This is a genomic window from Dysosmobacter acutus (assembly GCF_018919205.1).
GTDB lineage: Bacteria > Bacillota > Clostridia > Oscillospirales > Oscillospiraceae > Oscillibacter > Oscillibacter acutus.
The window spans coordinates 1,614,002-1,632,736 of record NZ_JAHLQN010000001.1 but is presented as its reverse complement, the minus strand read 5'-3'; the positions used below and the strand labels follow the sequence as shown (position 1 = coordinate 1,632,736).

The window sequence follows — 18,735 nt, the reverse complement described above, 5'->3', positions numbered from 1 at the left end:
TACGGAAGATCTATATAAGGAACCAATAAAACTCAAACGGAAGGGACTTGTAAAATGGATAATTTTGTTATTTCTGACGCTCCCTTGACCTCTGGTTTGGAATTTCCCCTTGAAGAGTACAAAATGCGTCTGCGGCGTGCACAGGAAGAAATGAAAAAACACGGTCTTCCGTTGCTGTTGCTGCACCAGCCGGAAAACATCCTCTATCTGAGTGGCTTCTACACTTCAACTGGATTTTTTTCATACCACGCTTTGGCTGTCCCAAGTGAAGGCGACCCCGTGTTGATCGTCCGTGATATGGAGGTCCCCGCCGCGGAGGCGCTATCTTGGGTTAGGACTTTTACCGTCTATTCAGATGCGGCCGACCCTGTGCCTGTTTGGCTGGATGCGGCGCGCAGAGCAGTCGAGGGAATGGGGCTTGAAAACGGGAAAATTGGTGTGGATGAACATTCCTGGTTTTTGACAGTTGAACGTTGGAAAAAAATGCAGGAGCTGCTGCCTAATGCAACCTTGGTTGCGGAGCCCCGCATTGTTGATCATCTGCGTATTATTAAATCCCCAAGAGAAATCGAATATATGCGTATGGCCTGCCGTCAAGTGGAAGCAGGCATGCGCGCAGGTTTAAACGCTGTAAAAGAAGGAGCAGTTGAAAAGGAATTAGCCGCTGCCGTATTCAACGCCGAAGTCCATGCCGGCGCGGGAATCCCTCTCATCGGCATCATCACCTCAGGCAGCAGAACAAATCAATTGCACGGTGCCTATGGTGATAGGGTTCTTGAACGCGGCGATATCGCCTACTTTGAACTGGTTGCCTCCTGCCACAAATACGACGCAAAAATGATGCGAAGTGCCATTGTGGGACCGGCAAGCGACGAGCAAAAGCGTGTCGCGGAGATAATCCTCCGCACGCAGGACAAGGCTATTTCGCTAATGCTGCCGGGAACCCCTTCCAGCGTAATTGACAGCGCTTGCCGCGAACCGATTCTGAAGGCTGGGCTGCGCGAGACGTATACAAACCGTGTCGGCTACTCGATTGGTCTTAACTATCGCCCTTCCGCCGGTGAATTTATCCGTGAATTTGTCCCCGGGAAGGATTGGAAATTGGAATCCGGAATGATTTTCCATATGCTGATGATGGCGGGCGGAATGGGCTTTAGCGAAAGTGTTCTTGTAACGGACAATGGGCCCGAGCGCTTGACCACCCTGGAGCGTGTACTTTTTGAAAATATGTAAAATGGCTTAACCGGCTCGGTAAGGGGAACGGCTATCAATGACGGGGCGGCTATTCCCCAGCCAGCCGCGGAGCAATGTTTCAAATTGGCGTTGCGCTATTTTATAAATTCAATCAGGAGGTAAACAATGGTTCCGATTCATCAAGAAATTTCACCGCCTGAATTATGTTTTATTCCCGGGAAGGACAGGAATGAAAGTATGGCACTGACGGCTCCGATGCCAGAGAGCTCTCCGCGTCTTGACGAGGTTTGCACCGATGCAAGACCGCTTCTCACCTGGAGAAACAGCGATGGGGGGATTCCACCCCGCAAATATATACTTCAAATGGATACCGATGAGTCGTTTTGTACTACGGACTTTTTTCAAGTAGAGGGAATCCCGGAGGATGTCTATATCTCTGCGGCAAGAGTGGAAAAAGAATTGAAGGACAAAACCCAGTGGTTCTGGAGAGTGAAAGCTGTCGATTCCATGGGAGTGGAGAGCGACTGGAGTACAGAATACGGGGGAATTACAGCCAGGTTTTTTATTGATACCGCAGAAAAAGACAGCTTTGAATATTTAAGGCTGCCAATATCCGATATTACGACGTCGTTCGGATACGGCAAAGAGAATATTTTAGACCGGAATGACAAGAGCGAAACCTATTGGGAAGGAGCCGCCGGACAATCCAGTCACTGGATTCGCTTTGATTTGGGCGAACCTAAATTACTTTCGCGGATTTTCATGACAAGTGGGGCAGCCGGTTGGCGAGCCTGCCTGGCAAGCGGATCTGATTGGGCAAACCCTTCAAATCTTGACGGAAGGCTGGCGGAATATATCTGGCAATACAGCAATGATGATAAAACCTGGACGGATATTGCTGAAACGGAGCGGAGGGGCGCAAATTCCTTCAGAGCAGTTATCGACCTTGAAAAGGACATTTCAGCTCGATACGTCAGGCTCTGCATTAGAGCCTGGCATGGCCGCAGTCCCAAAATCTATGATATTTTGCTGTATTCAAGGGCTCAGCCTGCTGTTCCCGAAGTTCCTCACGGAAACTATGTCCTTGTAATAAGCAATATTTTTAGCTTTGTACCGGAAAAGGGCATAGTGAAAACCGACTTCGGCAAGATGATAAAGGGAACAGACGGACATATTGCTCCCCCATGGGACTTGGATGTTTTAGAGCTTCCCGCACACATGTTTTCACTGAAAATGTTTGAGCAGATAAAGCATAAGCCTTTGGCTATCTTTCTTTCCGGTTCCCCCAATGTATTTTGCCAGCTTCCCCTTTTTGAATTCAACGGCGAGTATGAGTTGATCAGGACCACCAATATCCCTGTCTGGGGGTCCTGTGCGGGGATACAGATGATGGGAATGGCTTACGGCAGCACTGCTGCAAGGGATACAGGGCGCTCATACAGGACCAACGAATTGCAGGATATTATTGAACAAGACATTCCTCCCATCTCTATCCAGAAAGAAGATCCCATTTGGAAGGGTATGAGTACTCCGTTTTATGGTACAGAGCTTCATTCATGGATGGTTTCCCTTATCCCGGAAGGATGGGAAATTCTTGCGACGTCAAAAGACAGCAAAGGGTTTGTTTGCAATGAAATGATTCGGGCCACCGGGAGGCTGATGTATGGCTCTCAGTTCCATCCGGAAATAGCCAAACCATTTAACTGCGCAAAAGAACTTATGATATCCTTTTTGAGCATGGCTGTAAATATTGCTAAGAATCAGGGAACATGGATTACTCAATTGAGCGCGGGCAATTTCTCTTAAGTGAATCTTATAAAATTATAGGACAAATTTCGCCATGATGAATTTGGAAATACCTGATACCGAAATATTGATTTCATCATGGAGCTTGGAGGTGGGAGGACATATAGAGTAGGCAATTGTAAAAGTTCGAGATTTCAAAAAATCAAATGGAAATTTTAAGTGCGGCTCCCCCATTGAGCTGAAAAATTTCATCGGCTTTTAAACGGTTATTGCAAGGCCGATATGTGCTTTCAAGAAAACAGCCGGAGGAATTGCTGCACTAAGCGTTCCCAAGAAGTGTTAAATTTACAGGATTTTTTGCGTTTTACAATCGACTATATACTATAAATAGAGGGAGAAAATGCTATGAGTACAATAGGATTTGTGGATATTGCAGTTATCTTTTTATACATGGTAATCATGATCGGCATTGGCATCATGTGTGGGAAGAAAGTCAAAAATTCCAAAGACTTTACAAGCGCGGGACAAAGCCTGAATCTGAAACTTGTTGTTGGTTCCAGCATTGCAACCTGCATGGGTGCAGGGGTTATTTTCGGCAACTTTGCCAATGTTTACAAACATGGTATGTCGGGATATGCCCAGACCTTATGCTACTTCATCGTGGGATTCCCCATCCTCATTCTTCTTTCCAAGCCTCTGCGTAAGAGTGGAGCTACATCAATTCCTGAATTCCTGGAGATGCGTTATAACAAGAATACCCGGTCCATCTCCTCTTTGTGCGTTCTTTTGATGGCTTGCAGCTATACCGCGGCACAATTTACCGCTTTTGGCACTACCTGCGAAGCTCTCGGACTGACGGATCGAACTACGGGGGCCTTGATCGGCGCGCTTGTTATTGTTCTTTTCACGGTATTCAGTGGTCTCTGGGGTGTTACTACAACAGATACCCTTCAATCTGTCATCCTCATTGTCGGTATGGCGATTATCATTCCCTTTATTTCTTTCCATCAGGCGGGCGGTGTTGAATTTGTCCTGGCAAATACGGATCCGGATCGCTTGAATGTTTTCAAGGGCATGGAGCCTCTCACGATGCTGGGCTATGTGTTAGCAAACGTGCTTGCCGTCTCTGTCGATCCCGCCTATTCCCAGCGAGCGCTCGCCGCGAAAGATGCCAAGACGGCCACCAGAGGCCTTACTATAGCGGGCATCATCGCATTCGTGACCTACGTCATCGTCATCATGTCCGTTTATTGCATACCTTTTATTTTCCCCGGACTGGAAGACGGTTCTCAATATGTTCCCATGCTCGTTTCCGCTTATTTCCCGCCCGTGCTGAAGGGTCTGATGCTATCTGCAATTCTCGGCCTGCTGCTTACGACAGGCGACTCTTTCCTGCTGATCATCTCCTCCACTCTCACAGACGATGTGATTCCCAGATTTGCTCCGAATATGGATAGTGACAGGAAGCTGAAGCTCAACAGAATTATTATTCCCTGCTCTGCTGTGGTAATCCTCCTTCTTGTCATGTACTGGGACGATGTATTCCAGCTGTTCAGAGTTGGCGGCAGCTCCTACGGCGCAGGCGTGTTCTTCCCGCTGGTGCTTGGTGTATTGTGGAAGAAAATGAATGCAAAGGTTGCAAATGTCGCTATGCTGACGGGTTGCCTTGTCTCAACTATTTGGGACTACACGTTTAACAAGGCAACTGGTATTGCCGGCGTTATTCTTGGCTCCAGTATTTGTTTGATTATCTGTGTTGTGGGGTCCCTTCTCTCCAATAAAAAAGGAAATGAGGCCTCTGAGAAATCTAACGAAGCGTAAAGCAAAAAGCAGTGGCATGGCCTATCATCCCCACATGGGGCTTTCGCACAGGCATCCAGAAAATGGCTACGGACCTACAACTGCTTAGGCTTTCTGCAAGAAGCGGTCAAGCAGGAAGCCGCCTTCCCTTGTGAAATCGTTGTTACCTAAAAGGAGGAGTGATTTCGAATGTTTCAGAAGGAATTGACAAAAATTCAATTAAAACAAACCTATGAATTTCCCATTGAGGAGTATCGTGCAAGATTGGAAAAGGTACAGGCAGAGATGGCTAACAACAACCTTCCTGCGCTGTTGCTGCACCAACCGGAAAACATCCGCTATGTTAGCGGCTTCTTTACTACCGGTATTTTTTCCTACCATGCACTGCTGATCCCCGCGGAAGGCGAGCCCGTGCTGATTATCCGTGACATGGAGGAGGGGGCGATGCGAAACACCGCCTGGGTGTCTCAGCGCACAGCCTATGCTGACGATAAGAATCCAGTTCCTGCCTCGATCGCTGCCGCTGCCTGTGCGGTAGAGCAGCTGGGACTTTCCGAAAGTGTGATCGGAGTTGACCTTCACTCTTGGTTTTTAACGCCAGAGCGCTTAAATGAGTTGAAGCGCCAGCTTCCAAAAGTCACTTTCGTTGAAGAACCCAAGATTGTCGATCTTTTGCGCGTCATCAAATCGCCTAATGAGATTGCGGTCATCCGCCGTGCAGCCGCAGCGGTCTGTGCTGGAATGCGCGGAGCCATCGCCGCCGTGCAGGACGGCATTACAGAGCGCGAACTTGCAACAGCCACGTACGCCTCGCTGATCAAGGGCGGGAGCGAGTCGCCGGTCGACGGTGTAATCATTTCCGGCGAACGGACGGTCGAGCTGCATGGACGGTTCACAGACCGCGTTGTACAGCCTGGTGATCCTGTCTACTTTGAGCTGACTGGCAGCGTGAGTTGGTATGTCGCCCGCACCATGCGTACGGTAATCAACGGCAAGCCTACTGACGCCCAGCGCCGCCTCGCCGATACTATTTACTCCATACAGGATGCCGGTATTGAAAAAATGCAGGTCGGTGCCAACGCCGGCGAGGTGGACCGTATCTTCCGCGAAGGGATGATCCGCAGCGGTGCTAAGGAGAGTTATACGAACCGTACGGCTTATTCCATTGGCCTTACCTACAGGCCTTCAGCGGGCGAGTTCATCCGCGAACTGGTGCCTGGCTCCGATTGGACCTTCCAGCCCGGTATGGTCTTCCATGTGCTGACAATGGCGCAGGGACTTGGCTTCAGTGAAACAATACTGATTACCGAAAATGGTCCTGAACGGTTGACTGATATCGAGCGCAAGCTTTTTTCTCTGAAATAAGCGTTACCACACAAATTGGATAGGCCTGTTCCAAGCAAAGGTAAGCAATAATACGGCTCTCTACGGCTCTTAATCTGTGCCGCGTGTTGAGAATTACGTTGAAATTAGCACGCGGCACAGATTTTTTATTGCTCCGCAATAAAAAACTCATCTCTATGACCGTGGGTCAGGGATGGCCCACATGGCCAAAAAATAGTGAGAATAAAGAAATCCCTGATTTGATATAAGGCGGCGAACAGAGTTGTTGTGCGGAATGATAAGGCCAGGAAGCGGTAAGCGATCCAGGCCCGCCATCGACTCAAACCAAGCCAAACAGCCAGTTGTTTCAACAAGCTTGATATGCACACTTTCAAGCTCTTGCCGGGATATATCCTTAATATCTCTGCTGGATTTACACCAGGAGGTGAACAAAAAAATTTCAAAATGAAGAGTACTCTTAAACGTACATGGGCAGAAATAAACCTTGATAACCTCACCTATAATTTTGAAGCCATCCGACGCACCGTCGCTCCCGGCACAAAACTTCTTGGAGTCGTAAAAGCTGACGCTTATGGCCATGGCGCTGTACTGGTGGCTAAGCATCTGGAGGCCATCGGCGCAAGCTTCCTTGCTGTTTCCAATATCGATGAATGCGAGGAACTGCGTTTCAGCGGTGTCCATCTGCCTATTCTCATGCTTGGCTATACACCTTCCGATCAGGCGGAACGCATTTTGCGTCTCGACATGACACAGTCCCTGCAGGACATCAACATTGCCAGAGCTTTCTCCAATGCCGCTGTTGCCTCAGGCAAGCAGATGCGGGTGCACATTAAACTTGACACCGGCATGAGCCGCCTCGGCTTCCAGTGTGATGACGTACACTTTGACAAAAGCCTGCGGGATATCCTTGAAGTACTTAAACTGCCCGGGCTCGATGTTGAGGGTGTATTCACACACTTTTGTGTTTCCGACGAAACAGCAGCGGAGCACACCGCGTTTACCAACATCCAGCACGACCGTTTCGTTCGTATGATAGAGGCAGTGGAGTCAAGGGGCGGCTTCAAATTTCGCATTCGCCACTGCTGCAACTCCGGCGGCATCGCCAACTACAGCGAATGGGCGGAAGACATGGTGCGCTGCGGCATCATCCTCTACGGTACAGACAGTCTTGCTAAAAAGATGGGTCTTAAACCGGTCATGACGCTCAAAACCACAGTATCCACAATCAAGGAATTAACAGCCGGCACTTCCGTAAGCTACGGTCGAGGGTTTTTTGCTGCCCGTCCAAGCCGAATCGCTGTTCTCCCCATCGGCTATGCCGATGGACTGCACCGATCACTCTCGGGCAAGTTACAGGTGCTCACATCTTGTGGCAGGGCCTCCCAGGTGGGGCGCATCTGTATGGATATGTGCATGATTGACGTGACCGACCTCCCGGAAATTGCAGTCGGCGATGAGGTTGAAATATTCGGCGAGCATATTCTGTGCGAAACCAATGCCAGGTTGTGCGGTACTATTTCATATGAGTTATTATGTGCCATTTCCAAGCGTGTGCCGCGTTACTACTATTACAAAGGTGAACTATCAGGGTACGACCTGCGGTTACTTGGATAAGATGCGGAGGAAAAAGTAGGACTGATTTATTGATGTGGTCGTAAGCATCCACTACCGTGTCTCCAGGGATCAGGAAATTTTACACACCGCATCATCGCTTCTGATCGCCCTCTATGCCCGCGGCGTATTCCTCCGCCTGGAACGGGAAAACAGATAGCGTTTGCCGCCCGCGCAAAGTGACAGTGGAAATTTAGGTCGGTTCCGACGCCCGGAAGGCGATTGCCTCCGGCCATGTTCTGTGCTATACTGACATCATTCAAAGCATCCAATCTTTTTAGGGGGAAACCGGCCGATGTGTGCTGAATTCGTCAATGTAACGGCAGAAACCCTGGCCAATGAGCACCTGTGCTGCATCATACGCACCAAAAAGCCTCATCCGGGCGTGGAGGCAAAGCGCGCCTGGCTTTCAGAGAGGCTGAAGGAGGGGCACGTCTTTCGAAAATTGGCCGCAAAGGCCACGGTTTTCATCGAATATGCGCCTCTTGAATCGGCGTGGGTTCCCGTCACCGGCGGCAATTATCTCTATGTGTACTGCCTGTGGGTGGAAAGCGGCCTCAAGGGAAACGGGTATGGCAAGGCGCTGATGGAGTACTGCTTGGCAGACGCAAAAGCGCAGGGGAAATCCGGCGTCTGCATGCTTGGATCGACCAAGCAGAAGGCCTGGCTCTCCGATCAGGCCTTTGCAAAAAAATTTGGCTTTGAGGTGGTGGATTCCACCGGATATGGCTATGATCTGCTTGCGCTTTCCTTTGACGGCACAGCGCCGCAGTTTACAGCAGCTGCAAAAGCCGGGGTGATTGACGAGGAAGAGCTGACCATTTACTACGATCTGCAGTGCCCCTATATCCATCAAGCCATTGAGGTGGTGCGCCGGCATTGCGGGGCGAATGACATCTCCGCCTCCTTTATCCCGGTGGATTCGCTGCAAAAGGCCAAGGAGCTGCCCTGCGTCTTCAACAACTGGTCCGTATTTTATAAAGGCAGATTTGAGACCGTCAATCTCCTGCTGGATGTCTCCAACTTAAAGAGACTGCTGAAAAAATGAATCAAGCATCCGGCCCGGATTACTCCGGGCCGGATGCTTTTTCTTTGCCGTACTCTATTTTCCGCCGCTTTTCTTGTACGTCTCCAGTTCCCGCTCCAGGTGAACGGTGTCCGCGTCCCGCTCAAACTTCAGCCCTATCAGCATGGCGCAGCAGCCGAAGGTCATGAACAGGCCCAGCAGGTAGGGGCACCAGCCGCCCAGTCCCTCCATCCATCCAAAGGCCAGCGCGCAGATCACCGTGGCGCCGGCGGCGCCGGCCACCCAAAGCCCGGATCGCCAAGCCATCTCCTTTGAATTGTAGGTCCGCTTCCCCTCCAGCAGCAGCACCTGCGCCAGGGCCACCACCATGGCCAGCAGCAGCATTTGCAGCAAGTGGATCAGCTTCAGCGAGTCGCCGCCGGAGATCGCCGTCACCAAACCGGAGAGAAATACCAGCGCCGCAAAATATATCCCCATATAGAACTTTGCATTCATGCCCCAGACATAGAATTTTTTGAACTCTTTCATATGCTCCTCCTTATCCGTTCAAAAGCGCCCACCGGATCGGCGCCGCGTAATGGCGGGAGATCAGGATTTTTTCCCCATTGGCCAATGTGGCGATCAGCCTTCCGTTGAGCCCGCTGCACAGCCGCTCAATCCGCCGGAGATTGACCACCATGCTTTTGGAGCAGCGGAAGAATCCCTCCGACAGCCCCTCCGTCTCGCTCAGCGTCAGCCGGGTGGGCCAGACCGCGTTCTCCGTGTAGACAAACGCGGTCCCCTCCACCGCCTCGATGTAGAGCACCTCTTCCGGCTCCAAAAGCCTGGTCTCCTCCTCTGCCCGGACGGCAATCCGTCCCTCTACCAGGGCAGAAATCCGATTTGCCAGGGACCGGATCTGTTCATCGGCCCTGGGACAGCGGAGAATAATCTCCAGCTCCGCGCCGGGCAGCTCCTCTATGGTGATTTTCAATGGCCTCCCCCCTTCCAGCTTCACTCTATCCGATTTCCCCGCTGCTTGCAAGTGCCTGGCCCCTAAGCGGTCGTTTTAGCTGCCCAAGTTGCAAAAAGCCCCGCCCGGATGGAACGGGTGGGGCTTTTTATTGCGGCGCAGTCAGAGTACCCGATGCTCCGTAGCCGGCGGACTCACATTCTCAGCGCCCGGTCTTGAAGCACATAAGGGCGTTCCAAACAGCGTGAAATACCGGCCCCTTATTCTTGGAGCGGCGCATCCAGACGGTGCATGGCCTTTTTAAACTGGATGGTAAAGAGGGTGACTGTGGTGGACACCGCCAGGAAATCAGCCACCGGCTCCGCCAGGAATACCGCCGTGGTCTTGTCGGCCATCAGCGCGGGCAGCAGGTAAATCAGCGGGATCAGCAGGATGATTTTGCGCAGCAGCGCAAGGAACAACGAACTTTTGGCATTTCCCAGGGCAATGAAGGTCTGCTGGCAGGCCAGCTGTGCGCCGAACACAAAGGAAACCGCCATATAGATCCGCAGCGCATGGACGGTAAATGCCACCAGTTCCGGTTCATTGTTGAAAATTTCGATAAACCCCTGTGGGAACAGCTGCACCGCGCCCCACAGGGCCGTGGAGTACACAAGGCAGCAGATCAGCAGCAGCCGGAAGGTCCCGCGGACCCTGCCGGCATTTTTCGCGCCGTAATTATAGCTTATGATGGGCTGGGCGCCCTGGGTCAGCCCCTGAAGGGGCAGCATGGAAAACTGCATCACGCTGGTGAGGATGGTCATGGCGCCCACGGCCAGATCGCCGCCGTATTTGAGCAGCGAGGAGTTGAAGCACACAGCGATCAGGCTCTCGGTGGACTGCATGATAAAGGGCGCAAGCCCCAGCGCCACGCAGGGCAGAATGATCTTTCCGGAGAGCTTCAGCTTTCCCGGGCGCAGACGGATTGTGGACTTTCTGCCGGTGAGGAATCTTAAAATCCAGGTCATGGAGATCGCCTGGGAAATGATGGTGGCCAGTGCGGCGCCGGCCACGCCAAGCTTCAGTCCAAAAATGAAGATAGGGTCCAAAATGATGTTGCAGACCGCGCCGATGAGTATGGTCAGCATGCTGGTCTTGGAGAAGCCCTGGGCGGTGATAAATGCGTTCATACCAAGGGTCAGCTGGACAAACAGCGTGCCCAGGCTGTAAATTTTCATATAGGACAGGGCATACTCTATGGTGTTGGGGCTGGCGCCGAAGGCCAGCAGCAGGTCTTTTGCAAACACCTGCACAATCAGTGTCAGAGCAATGGCGATCAAAACCAACAGCGTAAAGCAATTCCCCATGATCCGCTCCGCCGTATCGTTTTCCCGCTTTCCAAGGTAGATGGAGGCCCGGGAGGCGCCGCCCATGCTGACCAGTGCCGCAAAGGCCGAAATCACCATGATGATCGGCAGGCAGACGCCAACGCCGGTCAGCGCCAGCTTTCCCACCGTCTCAATGGGATGGATATGGCCGATATACATCCGGTCCACCAGGTTATACAGCAGATTGATGATCTGCGCCGCAACCGCCGGTGTCGCCATCTGGAACAGCAGCTTCCCAACCGGTGCGCTGCCCAGTGCTTCCGTTCTGTTTTCTTCCACGTGAGTCACTCCTTGACAAATTCAAATTCGCACCGCCCAAATATTTCATCTGTTATTAGCGGTTATAAGCAACCGTCAAAATCGGCGCAAAGCATTGAAATCACTGGGTTTATTGAGAAATCAAAACTACCCGAAATTATCTTCTTTTATACGCTGTTACCCTTGACCGCGTGAGCTGATAAGGGCAAAATCAAGGGAAAACCCCATGGGGGAAACACAATTATTTGACAAACGGCTGACAGTGATGTGTTAAGTCAAACTGAATAAGAATCCACCGGCAGGTCCGGTTACGGTAAGGGAGCATTGCGCGTCAATGCTCCCTTTTACTATACCACAGACCGCCGTTGAGAGATATAAAAAACTGTGGCAGAACGGAGGTGTCAGATATGCCGCAGGCGATCTTTGCGTACCATCTTGGCATGGACGCCGAGCAATACGCCTTTTTCCGCATCCCCAAGCTCCTGATCACCGAGCCGTACTTTCGGCGGCTCTCCACCGACGCGAAGCTGCTGTACGGCCTCATGCTGGACCGCATGAGCCTGTCCATGAGAAACGGCTGGATGGACGATGACGGCCATGTGTATATCTACTTTACGCTGGAGGAGGCGTGCGAACAGCTCTGCTGCAAGACGGATAAGGCGGTCAAGTTATTTGCGGAGCTGGACAGCGCCAAAGGCGTGGGACTCATCAAGCGTGTCAAGCAAGGGCTGGGAAGGCCGGCAAAGATCTATGTTCTCCGCTTCATGGGCATGGAGGACGAACCAGGCGAGGATACGCCGGAACCGGAGCCTCCGAGCTACCGAAATCCAGACTTCGGAAAAACCGAAGTCAAGAGTTCTGAAAAACCGAAGTCTGGACCTCGGAAAATCAGAAGTCAAGACCTCGGAAAAACCGAGGGTAATAAGACTGATAAGAATAATACTGAGTTGAGTAATACTGATTTATCTATCCATCCGGGCGCGCAGCCGGAGGAGGTGATCGAGGGATACCGAAAAGAGATTCGGGAGAACATCGAGTATGACCACCTGCGCCGGCAGCATCCCTATGACGACATCGACGAGATCGCGGACCTCATGCTGGAGGTCCTCTGCACACAGGGCAGCTTCATGCGGATCGGTGGAAAGCAGCTTTATACGGCGTTAGTGAAGGAGCGTTTTCTGAAGCTGGATTCCTCCCACATCGAGTATGTGCTGGACTGCCTGCGGGAGAGCACCGCGGACATTCGCAACATCAAAGCCTATCTGCTGGAGATGCTGTTCAACGCCCCGGCTACCTGCGGCAGCTACTACCGCGCCAAAGTGAATCACGACTTCCACGACAGCGGATAGGCAGAGCGAACAGCTCTGCTTTTTTGAAACCCATTTTACGACTGAAAGGAGCATCGAACCCGTGAAAACAATCGCACTGGCAAATCAGAAGGGCGGCGTGGGTAAGACCACCACAGCCGCCAGCCTCGGCATTGGTCTTTCTCGGCAAGGTAAAAAAGTCCTGCTGATCGACGCCGATGCACAAGGCAATCTCACGCAGATGTTGGGCTGGCCGCAGCCTGACGAATTATCCCCCACGCTCTCCACTCTGATGGAGAAGATCATCGCAGAGCAGCCCATCGCCCCCGGTGAGGGCATTCTGCACCACCCGTCCGGCGTCCACCTTGTCCCCGCCAATATCGAGCTGTCGGCACTGGAGGTCACGCTGGTCAACACCATGAGCCGCGAAACGGTGCTGCGGCAATATCTGTCCACCGTGGCAGACCGCTACGATTACGCACTCATCGACTGTATGCCGTCCCTCGGTATGCTGACCATCAACGCCCTGACCGCGGCGGACAGCGTGATTATCCCCGTGCAAGCGCAATATCTCCCTGCAAAGGGGCTGGAACAGCTTTTGCGAACCATCACCCGCGTGAAACGGCAGCTCAACCCGAAGCTGGAGGTGGACGGCATTGTGCTGACGATGGTGGACAGCCGTACCACACTGGCGCGGGAGATCAACGCGCTCATCCGCAAAACCTATGGCGGTCATGTGTTCGCAAGCGAAATCCCCCGGTCCATCAAGGCGGCAGAGATCAGTGTGGAAAACAAAAGTATTTACGACCACGACCGCAGCGGCAAGGCGGCGCTGGCGTATGAAAATCTGACGAGGGAGGTGTTGAGCCTTGGCAAGCAAATTAAGCGGCATCGAGCTGACCCGGTACGATGACCTGTTCAAAACAGACGCAGAGCGTGAAGCTGACCGGCAGGAGCGCATCCAGATCGTTCCCGCAGCAGAGGTTTTCCCATATTCCCGCCAGCCGTACACCATTGACCGCCCCACGCCTGACTTGGTGCGGCTCATGGACAGCATTGAGCACATCGGCATCGCTGAGCCGCTGATCGTTCGCCCCCGTGAGAGCAGCGGGTATGAGATCATTTCCGGCCACAGGCGCGATTACTGCGCAAAAGCGGTGGGGCTGGATACCCGTCCTGTCATCGTCCGCAATTACAGTGACGAGGAGGCGGACATCCTTGTTGTGGACTATAACATCAACCGCGAGGACTTGCTGCCCAGCGAGAAAGCCAAAGCCTACAAGCTGAAGCTGGACGCCATGAAACGGCAGGGACAGCGGACAGATTTAACTTCTCTCCAACTTGGAGAGAAGTTAAACAAGAAAACATCGGTAAGAATCCTCGCTGAGCAAGCGACTGACAATGTAACTTCAATCCAACGCTATGTGCGGCTGAACAAGTTAATCCCCCCTCTGCTGGACGCGGTGGACGCAGGAACGCTCAAGTTCGTTCCCGCAGCGGATTTCCTCTCCCACCTGTCCGAAAAAGAACAGACCTACCTCCTGCTGGTCATGGAGCGCGACGAGGTATCCCCGTCGCTGGGACAGGCCCAGCGGCTCAAGCAGCTCAGCGGCGAGGGAAAACTGGAAAATAACATCATCGACCTCATCATGCGGGAGGAAAAGCCGCTGGAACGCAAGGTCACCATCCGCAACGACCGCCTGCAAAAATACTTTCCCGCCAGCTACACCCCAAAGCAGATGGAAGATGTCATTATCAAGCTGCTGGAGGGCTGGCACCGCAAGCGGCAGCAGGAGCAGGTGCGATGAGGAACGAACCGATGCGCAGGAATGACCTGCCGGAAACCTGTTTTTCCATTCTGCCGTCCAGCGGGCAGCTTATTATCATCCGGTGCGGTGAGCGCGGCTATTATCCCTCCGAGTGGGACACTGGGAAACGCGAAGAAAACCGCGAGATCGCCAGCAGCCACAATGCGCGGCGCGGCATCACGGACATTCAGGAGGCCGCCATGCTGGCAGGTTCCATGTTTGGATGGGACACGCCCGGTGCAAACCCGCAATGGTATTTGGACAACGCAAGATATGTGAATTCCAACATCGTCCAAGGCCATATCAAAGACCCAATCATGAGCGTGTACTATCCCGTCAGCAGTTTCTTACTGTGCTATGAGATCATGGGCAAACAGCACTTTTATCTGCCCGTGGACAAACTGCCGCAAGAGCTGATGGGCCAAAGGTCGCAGTTCATCATGCTGCCGGATATGCTATGTGGAGTACCGGCCATGCCGGTGACAGCGACCTTTGCACAAAACGGGAGCTGCACCGTCCAGTTAGAACACGGCAGCTATGTAGTGGGGGAAATGGTCAATCAGGAATACCACATCACCGCCCGCGTTCACGTCGGCAGCGCGGAGTTCGTCATGGGAGAGTGCGATAAGGCCCCAGATCCATTTGTCACATGGCAGCGCAACTGTAAAAATGATGGCGACGGCCCGCCCAACTTCTTTTGGGGGCATTACCGCTCTGACCGTGCTTCCTGCATCGAGGACTTCTGTGAACGGGCTGGAAATGAGTACAAAAAGCAGAGAGATTATATAGCGCAGCAAGAACACCAGCACACCGCGCTGAAGAAAGAACAAGGTGAGGCCAGATGACGAACTATCAGAAACGAAAAGAAAAGAATGACGAATATCGCAGCAAAATCATGAGATTTACTTTCCAGCTTTCCCTTGGCGATGGAGAAGTCCGAGATTGGTTTGAACAGCAGCCCGAAAAGGGCGCGTATCTCAAAAAACTTATCTTGCGGGACAAAGCGGAACAGCTTGGATACGGAGAGCAAAAGGCACCAAAACAACGCAAGGTCGGTGATTACGAGATCATGCAGGAGATCCGCATGGGTGGACGTGTTTTGCTCATGGGTTTTCATCCGATGGACGGAACCTATATGACCTGCTATGAACAGTACAATTTCCTTGGAGAAACGATATATCCAGAAGCAGTTGCCAGCAAGGACTATCTTGAGATTGCGAATACTTTTATAGAACGCTTGCAGATGCAGCTGGAAAAGGTAAAAGAGTTCCGTGCGGCCCGCAATATTCCGCAGGTGGTTTTGGGCGCAGAGGACTGCCTTCCCCAATCAGAGGAATCCTTTCAAGGCAAACTGATCGTTGTCCGCTCCAGCAGTCTTGCCCCGGAATACCGCACCGCAGACTGCCAACTCGGTTTTGCAATAAGCGGCTTCGGCTGTACGCCCGGTTCCCGTGGACGTGCGGTTTTCTTTCAGGAGCTGTATTCCGGTGAGCGTTGCCGGTGGGACGCTTCCGACATTCTTGGCGTAGCCAATCCAGAAAAGATACCGGATTGGGCGAAAGAAAAGCTGAGAGAATATGAACAAAAGCGTACTGAGCCGAAAAAAGAAAGAGGTACAGCACGATGAGTGACCGTGAGCCGGTAAACATCATGGGCGTTATCGCCTTTCCAAACCCTAACAAGGAAGAGCGCGTGATCCGCTTCATCGACAGTGAATACCACACGCTCTTTACCATCAAGGACGGGGAAAGCATCGTCATTACCCGCTTTGACGGTGAAAAGATGGTTTTCCCTTGCAAGTACATTGACGATTGCCATGTCTGCATCGGTAATTCTGCCTATCATATTTGCGAGTTTGCAGAAATGCAGGAACGCAGCGGCAATACCTATGTTCCCAGAACGCCGAAAATCAGCGCCGAGATCGGCACCTATGAAATCTACCAAATCCCTGCAATCGCTGATGTAGACTACTGTTTCCGGCCTTATGCAGAGGCAAAGGGAAAACTCCAGAACGCTGATTATCAGCGTTCTTACGCCGGTATGTACGCAAAGGAAAATTCGCTGGAGCATCTTTGGACAAAGCACAACAGCGACCACCGCCCCTTTGCCCATCGGATGCGTTCCATGTCTGTAAGCGACATCGTGGTACTGACGCAAGGTGGAAAGAAAACCGCCTACTACACGGATAGCGTTGGTTTCAAGGAAGTGCCGGAGTTTTTGGTGCAGCAGAGGACACAAAAGAAACACAAAGAACGAGGTGAAGCCAGATGAGCTATGACGCGCAGAAGGTGACCTATCAGGAGGTCACGATTTTTGACCGACCGGCATTGTTTACGGAATGCCGCATTGACCGAGCCACCCTGCCGGAGGACGTATATCGCTACGAGCTACGCCACGGGGATGAGGATTGGGGAGAACCGAGGGAGTTGGCCCGAAACCTCATGGTCAACTTCTATGGCACTGTCCTCACTCGTGAGCCGTTCCAGCTTCCCATTGATGGGTGGATTCCGCTGGAGAACGGCAGCCTTTCCTTTCAAGATGGCGGATGCCGTACCCTTGCGGAATTTCAGGAGAAATATCCCGCCAGCGATAAGGATGTCATTGACTTTTACAGCGTCAATGAGCCTGCACTGTACGCTCTCTATTTCTCTCGCAGCGAGGAACAGGACAAGACCGTAGGTTGCGTGGGACATCTGCGGGGTGATTTTGGCAGCGGCAAGCAGTTTTATACAACATGGTGGCCCCACCAGCAGGATGCGCTGAACACGCCGGAGTTTAAGGCCGACATTGACCGTACCGTAAACTGGCTGCGGGAGCAGCCGGGCTCCCCGCTGCGGGACTTTGACAGCATGAAACGCTACTGCAACCGGTATGAGCAGATCTGCGCCATCAAGGGTGCGTTGCTTCCCTCTTGCGGATTCATGGCGAAAACACAGCGGTATGTGTATATGCTTCGCTGTACGCCAGTTAAAGGTGATTACCAGTTTTATATTTATTGCTATCAGCGGAAGCCATTTGAAAAGGCCCAAAAAGAACAGCAAAAGAATGACCGGCTTGCAGTAAAAAAGCGGGCGGAGCCGGAGAGATAGGAGGTGCCAACTTGCCTACAAAATTTCAGCTTATTACGGAGCTATATGACCAGACTGTGCAGAGCGTCACCGGCAGCTATCAAAGCTGGACGGGCTTTCTCCGCGCGGCCTGCTATAACTACAAATGCCCCTTTGATGATCAAATTCTGATCTACGCACAACGCCCGGACGCCACGGCGGTCCTTGAGATGGAGCGATGGAACCGTCAGTTTGGCCGCTGGGTCAATCGTGGGGCCAAGAGCATCGCCGTATTTGGTGATGACGGGCAAAACTGTCTGAAGCTCTACTTCGACGTGTCGGATACCCATGCGTCCCGTTTTGCCCGTCCGCTACCCATCTGGACGATGCACCCGGCCTTTGAGCCGGAGGTCATCGAAACCTTAGAAGCCACCTTCGGCAACCTGGCCGAAAAAGAAAATCTTGCGGACGCCGTGCGCTCTGCCTGCCACAATGCCGTGGCAGATAACATCACAGACTACCTGCAAGATCTCCGCGACTGCCGCGAGGACAGCCTGCTGGAGGAGCTGGACGATCTCAATTTAGAGGTGTTCTACCGGGATGCGCTGGAGGTCAGCGTGGCATATATGCTGATGACACGGCTGGGCCTGCGGGCAGACGATTATTTTTCGCCCGATGAGTTTGCCCACGTTTATGAATTCAACACGCCGCCCACCATCAACGCCCTGGGCATCGCCACCAGCGACATCGCGGAGATGGGCCTGCGGGAGATCAGCCGCACAGTCATGCAGGCCCAGCGGGATCAGTTTTTTGCAAACCGCGCGAGAATCGGTTATGATGGCCGCACAGAACAACACGAAACACCCCATGAAAGGAGCGAACAGCATGGAGGTCACTTACAGGATGCAGAACGGCTTTCAGGTGCCGAACCTGCTGATGCCGCAGATGCCGGAGGTGCATCTGGGCAAGTACGCGGAGCTGCGGAGAGAGTACCTGAAGAAGCACCGCAGGGTGCTTTACACCAACCTCAAGACCAGCGGCAAGCTGACGGAGCATCTGGCGGAGATCGAGCAGACCGCGCGGAAGATGGTGGAGCAGACCGTGGCGCGGATGGCGCAGGCCGAGGGCGTGACGGAGGAGCTGAAGGAGCGCGATCCGCTGCGCTGGACGGGCCTGATGAACAACCTCAAGCACAGCGCGGAGGAGCTGGTGCTGAACGACCTGATCTACAGCTAAATCAAGAAGAAACCGCAAAGGCAGGAAGTGATGAGCTT

17 protein-coding genes are annotated in these 18,735 nt (G+C 52.6%); 14 read left to right on the top strand and 3 right to left on the bottom strand.

The features are described from left to right. Nucleotides 1–54 precede the first annotated feature (54 nt). The 6 genes from KQI82_RS07860 (at nt 55) to KQI82_RS07835 (ending at nt 8,743) form a co-directional block, all read left to right on the top strand. The gene (locus KQI82_RS07860) at nt 55–1,233 is read left to right on the top strand and encodes a M24 family metallopeptidase (protein WP_216632262.1); all 1,179 of its coding nucleotides are present in this window, start codon (nt 55–57) and stop codon (nt 1,231–1,233) included. A 126-nt stretch (nt 1,234–1,359) separates the two neighbouring features. Beyond that, complete coding sequence (locus KQI82_RS07855) at nt 1,360–3,000, top strand: discoidin domain-containing protein (protein ID WP_216632261.1); 1,641 nt, start codon at nt 1,360–1,362, stop codon at nt 2,998–3,000. Nucleotides 3,001–3,345: 345 nt separating this feature from the next. Next, nucleotides 3,346–4,761 carry a sodium:solute symporter family protein gene (locus KQI82_RS07850; RefSeq protein WP_216632260.1) on the top strand — a complete coding sequence of 472 codons (1,416 nt, stop codon included), beginning with the start codon at nt 3,346–3,348 and terminating at the stop codon, nt 4,759–4,761. A 168-nt stretch (nt 4,762–4,929) separates the two neighbouring features. Beyond that, complete coding sequence (locus tag KQI82_RS07845) at nt 4,930–6,105, top strand: M24 family metallopeptidase (RefSeq protein ID WP_216632259.1); 1,176 nt, start codon at nt 4,930–4,932, stop codon at nt 6,103–6,105. A 339-nt stretch (nt 6,106–6,444) separates the two neighbouring features. Continuing rightward, a complete protein-coding gene (gene alr / locus KQI82_RS07840) occupies nt 6,445–7,698 on the top strand; it encodes an alanine racemase (protein ID WP_338148961.1) in 1,254 nt (417 codons plus the stop codon). A gap of 292 nt (nt 7,699–7,990) precedes the next feature. Next, the gene (locus KQI82_RS07835) at nt 7,991–8,743 is read left to right on the top strand and encodes a GNAT family N-acetyltransferase (RefSeq protein WP_216632258.1); all 753 of its coding nucleotides are present in this window, start codon (nt 7,991–7,993) and stop codon (nt 8,741–8,743) included. A gap of 54 nt (nt 8,744–8,797) precedes the next feature. On the opposite strand, the gene KQI82_RS07830 is transcribed toward KQI82_RS07835, so the two are convergent. The 3 genes from KQI82_RS07830 to KQI82_RS07820 form a co-directional block, all read right to left on the bottom strand. Continuing rightward, nucleotides 8,798–9,250, bottom strand: coding sequence for a hypothetical protein (locus KQI82_RS07830; RefSeq protein WP_216632257.1), 453 nt, complete (start codon nt 9,248–9,250; stop codon nt 8,798–8,800). 10 nt (nt 9,251–9,260) lie between these two features. Next, the gene (locus KQI82_RS07825; protein ID WP_216632256.1) at nt 9,261–9,695 is read right to left on the bottom strand and encodes a LytTR family DNA-binding domain-containing protein; all 435 of its coding nucleotides are present in this window, start codon (nt 9,693–9,695) and stop codon (nt 9,261–9,263) included. A gap of 239 nt (nt 9,696–9,934) precedes the next feature. Next, complete coding sequence (locus tag KQI82_RS07820) at nt 9,935–11,260, bottom strand: MATE family efflux transporter (RefSeq protein WP_216633665.1); 1,326 nt, start codon at nt 11,258–11,260, stop codon at nt 9,935–9,937. Nucleotides 11,261–11,706: 446 nt separating this feature from the next. Between KQI82_RS07820 and KQI82_RS07815 the strand changes: the two genes are divergently transcribed. From KQI82_RS07815 to KQI82_RS07780, 8 genes are all read left to right on the top strand, one after another. Then, nucleotides 11,707–12,648: a DUF6017 domain-containing protein gene (locus KQI82_RS07815; RefSeq protein ID WP_216632255.1), complete on the top strand. Its 942-nt coding sequence runs from the start codon at nt 11,707–11,709 to the stop codon at nt 12,646–12,648. A 61-nt stretch (nt 12,649–12,709) separates the two neighbouring features. Then, complete coding sequence (locus KQI82_RS07810) at nt 12,710–13,519, top strand: ParA family protein (protein WP_338134991.1); 810 nt, start codon at nt 12,710–12,712, stop codon at nt 13,517–13,519. After that, nucleotides 13,476–14,414, top strand: coding sequence for a ParB/RepB/Spo0J family partition protein (locus KQI82_RS07805; RefSeq protein ID WP_154250991.1), 939 nt, complete (start codon nt 13,476–13,478; stop codon nt 14,412–14,414). Before KQI82_RS07810 ends, KQI82_RS07805 begins: the two co-directional genes overlap by 44 nt. Further along, nucleotides 14,411–15,259, top strand: coding sequence for a hypothetical protein (locus KQI82_RS07800; RefSeq protein ID WP_216632254.1), 849 nt, complete (start codon nt 14,411–14,413; stop codon nt 15,257–15,259). The genes KQI82_RS07805 and KQI82_RS07800 overlap by 4 nt, the downstream gene beginning before the upstream one ends. Continuing rightward, nucleotides 15,256–16,041 (top strand): hypothetical protein, encoded by a 786-nt coding sequence (locus tag KQI82_RS07795; protein WP_216632253.1) that lies wholly within the window; start codon nt 15,256–15,258, stop codon nt 16,039–16,041. Before KQI82_RS07800 ends, KQI82_RS07795 begins: the two co-directional genes overlap by 4 nt. Further along, the gene (locus KQI82_RS07790) at nt 16,038–16,685 is read left to right on the top strand and encodes a YodL domain-containing protein (protein WP_216632252.1); all 648 of its coding nucleotides are present in this window, start codon (nt 16,038–16,040) and stop codon (nt 16,683–16,685) included. The genes KQI82_RS07795 and KQI82_RS07790 overlap by 4 nt, the downstream gene beginning before the upstream one ends. Further along, complete coding sequence (locus KQI82_RS07785; protein ID WP_216632251.1) at nt 16,682–17,503, top strand: LPD28 domain-containing protein; 822 nt, start codon at nt 16,682–16,684, stop codon at nt 17,501–17,503. Before KQI82_RS07790 ends, KQI82_RS07785 begins: the two co-directional genes overlap by 4 nt. A gap of 843 nt (nt 17,504–18,346) precedes the next feature. Then, the gene (locus tag KQI82_RS07780) at nt 18,347–18,697 is read left to right on the top strand and encodes a TnpV protein (RefSeq protein WP_216632250.1); all 351 of its coding nucleotides are present in this window, start codon (nt 18,347–18,349) and stop codon (nt 18,695–18,697) included. The last annotated feature ends 38 nt before the right edge of the window (nt 18,698–18,735 follow it).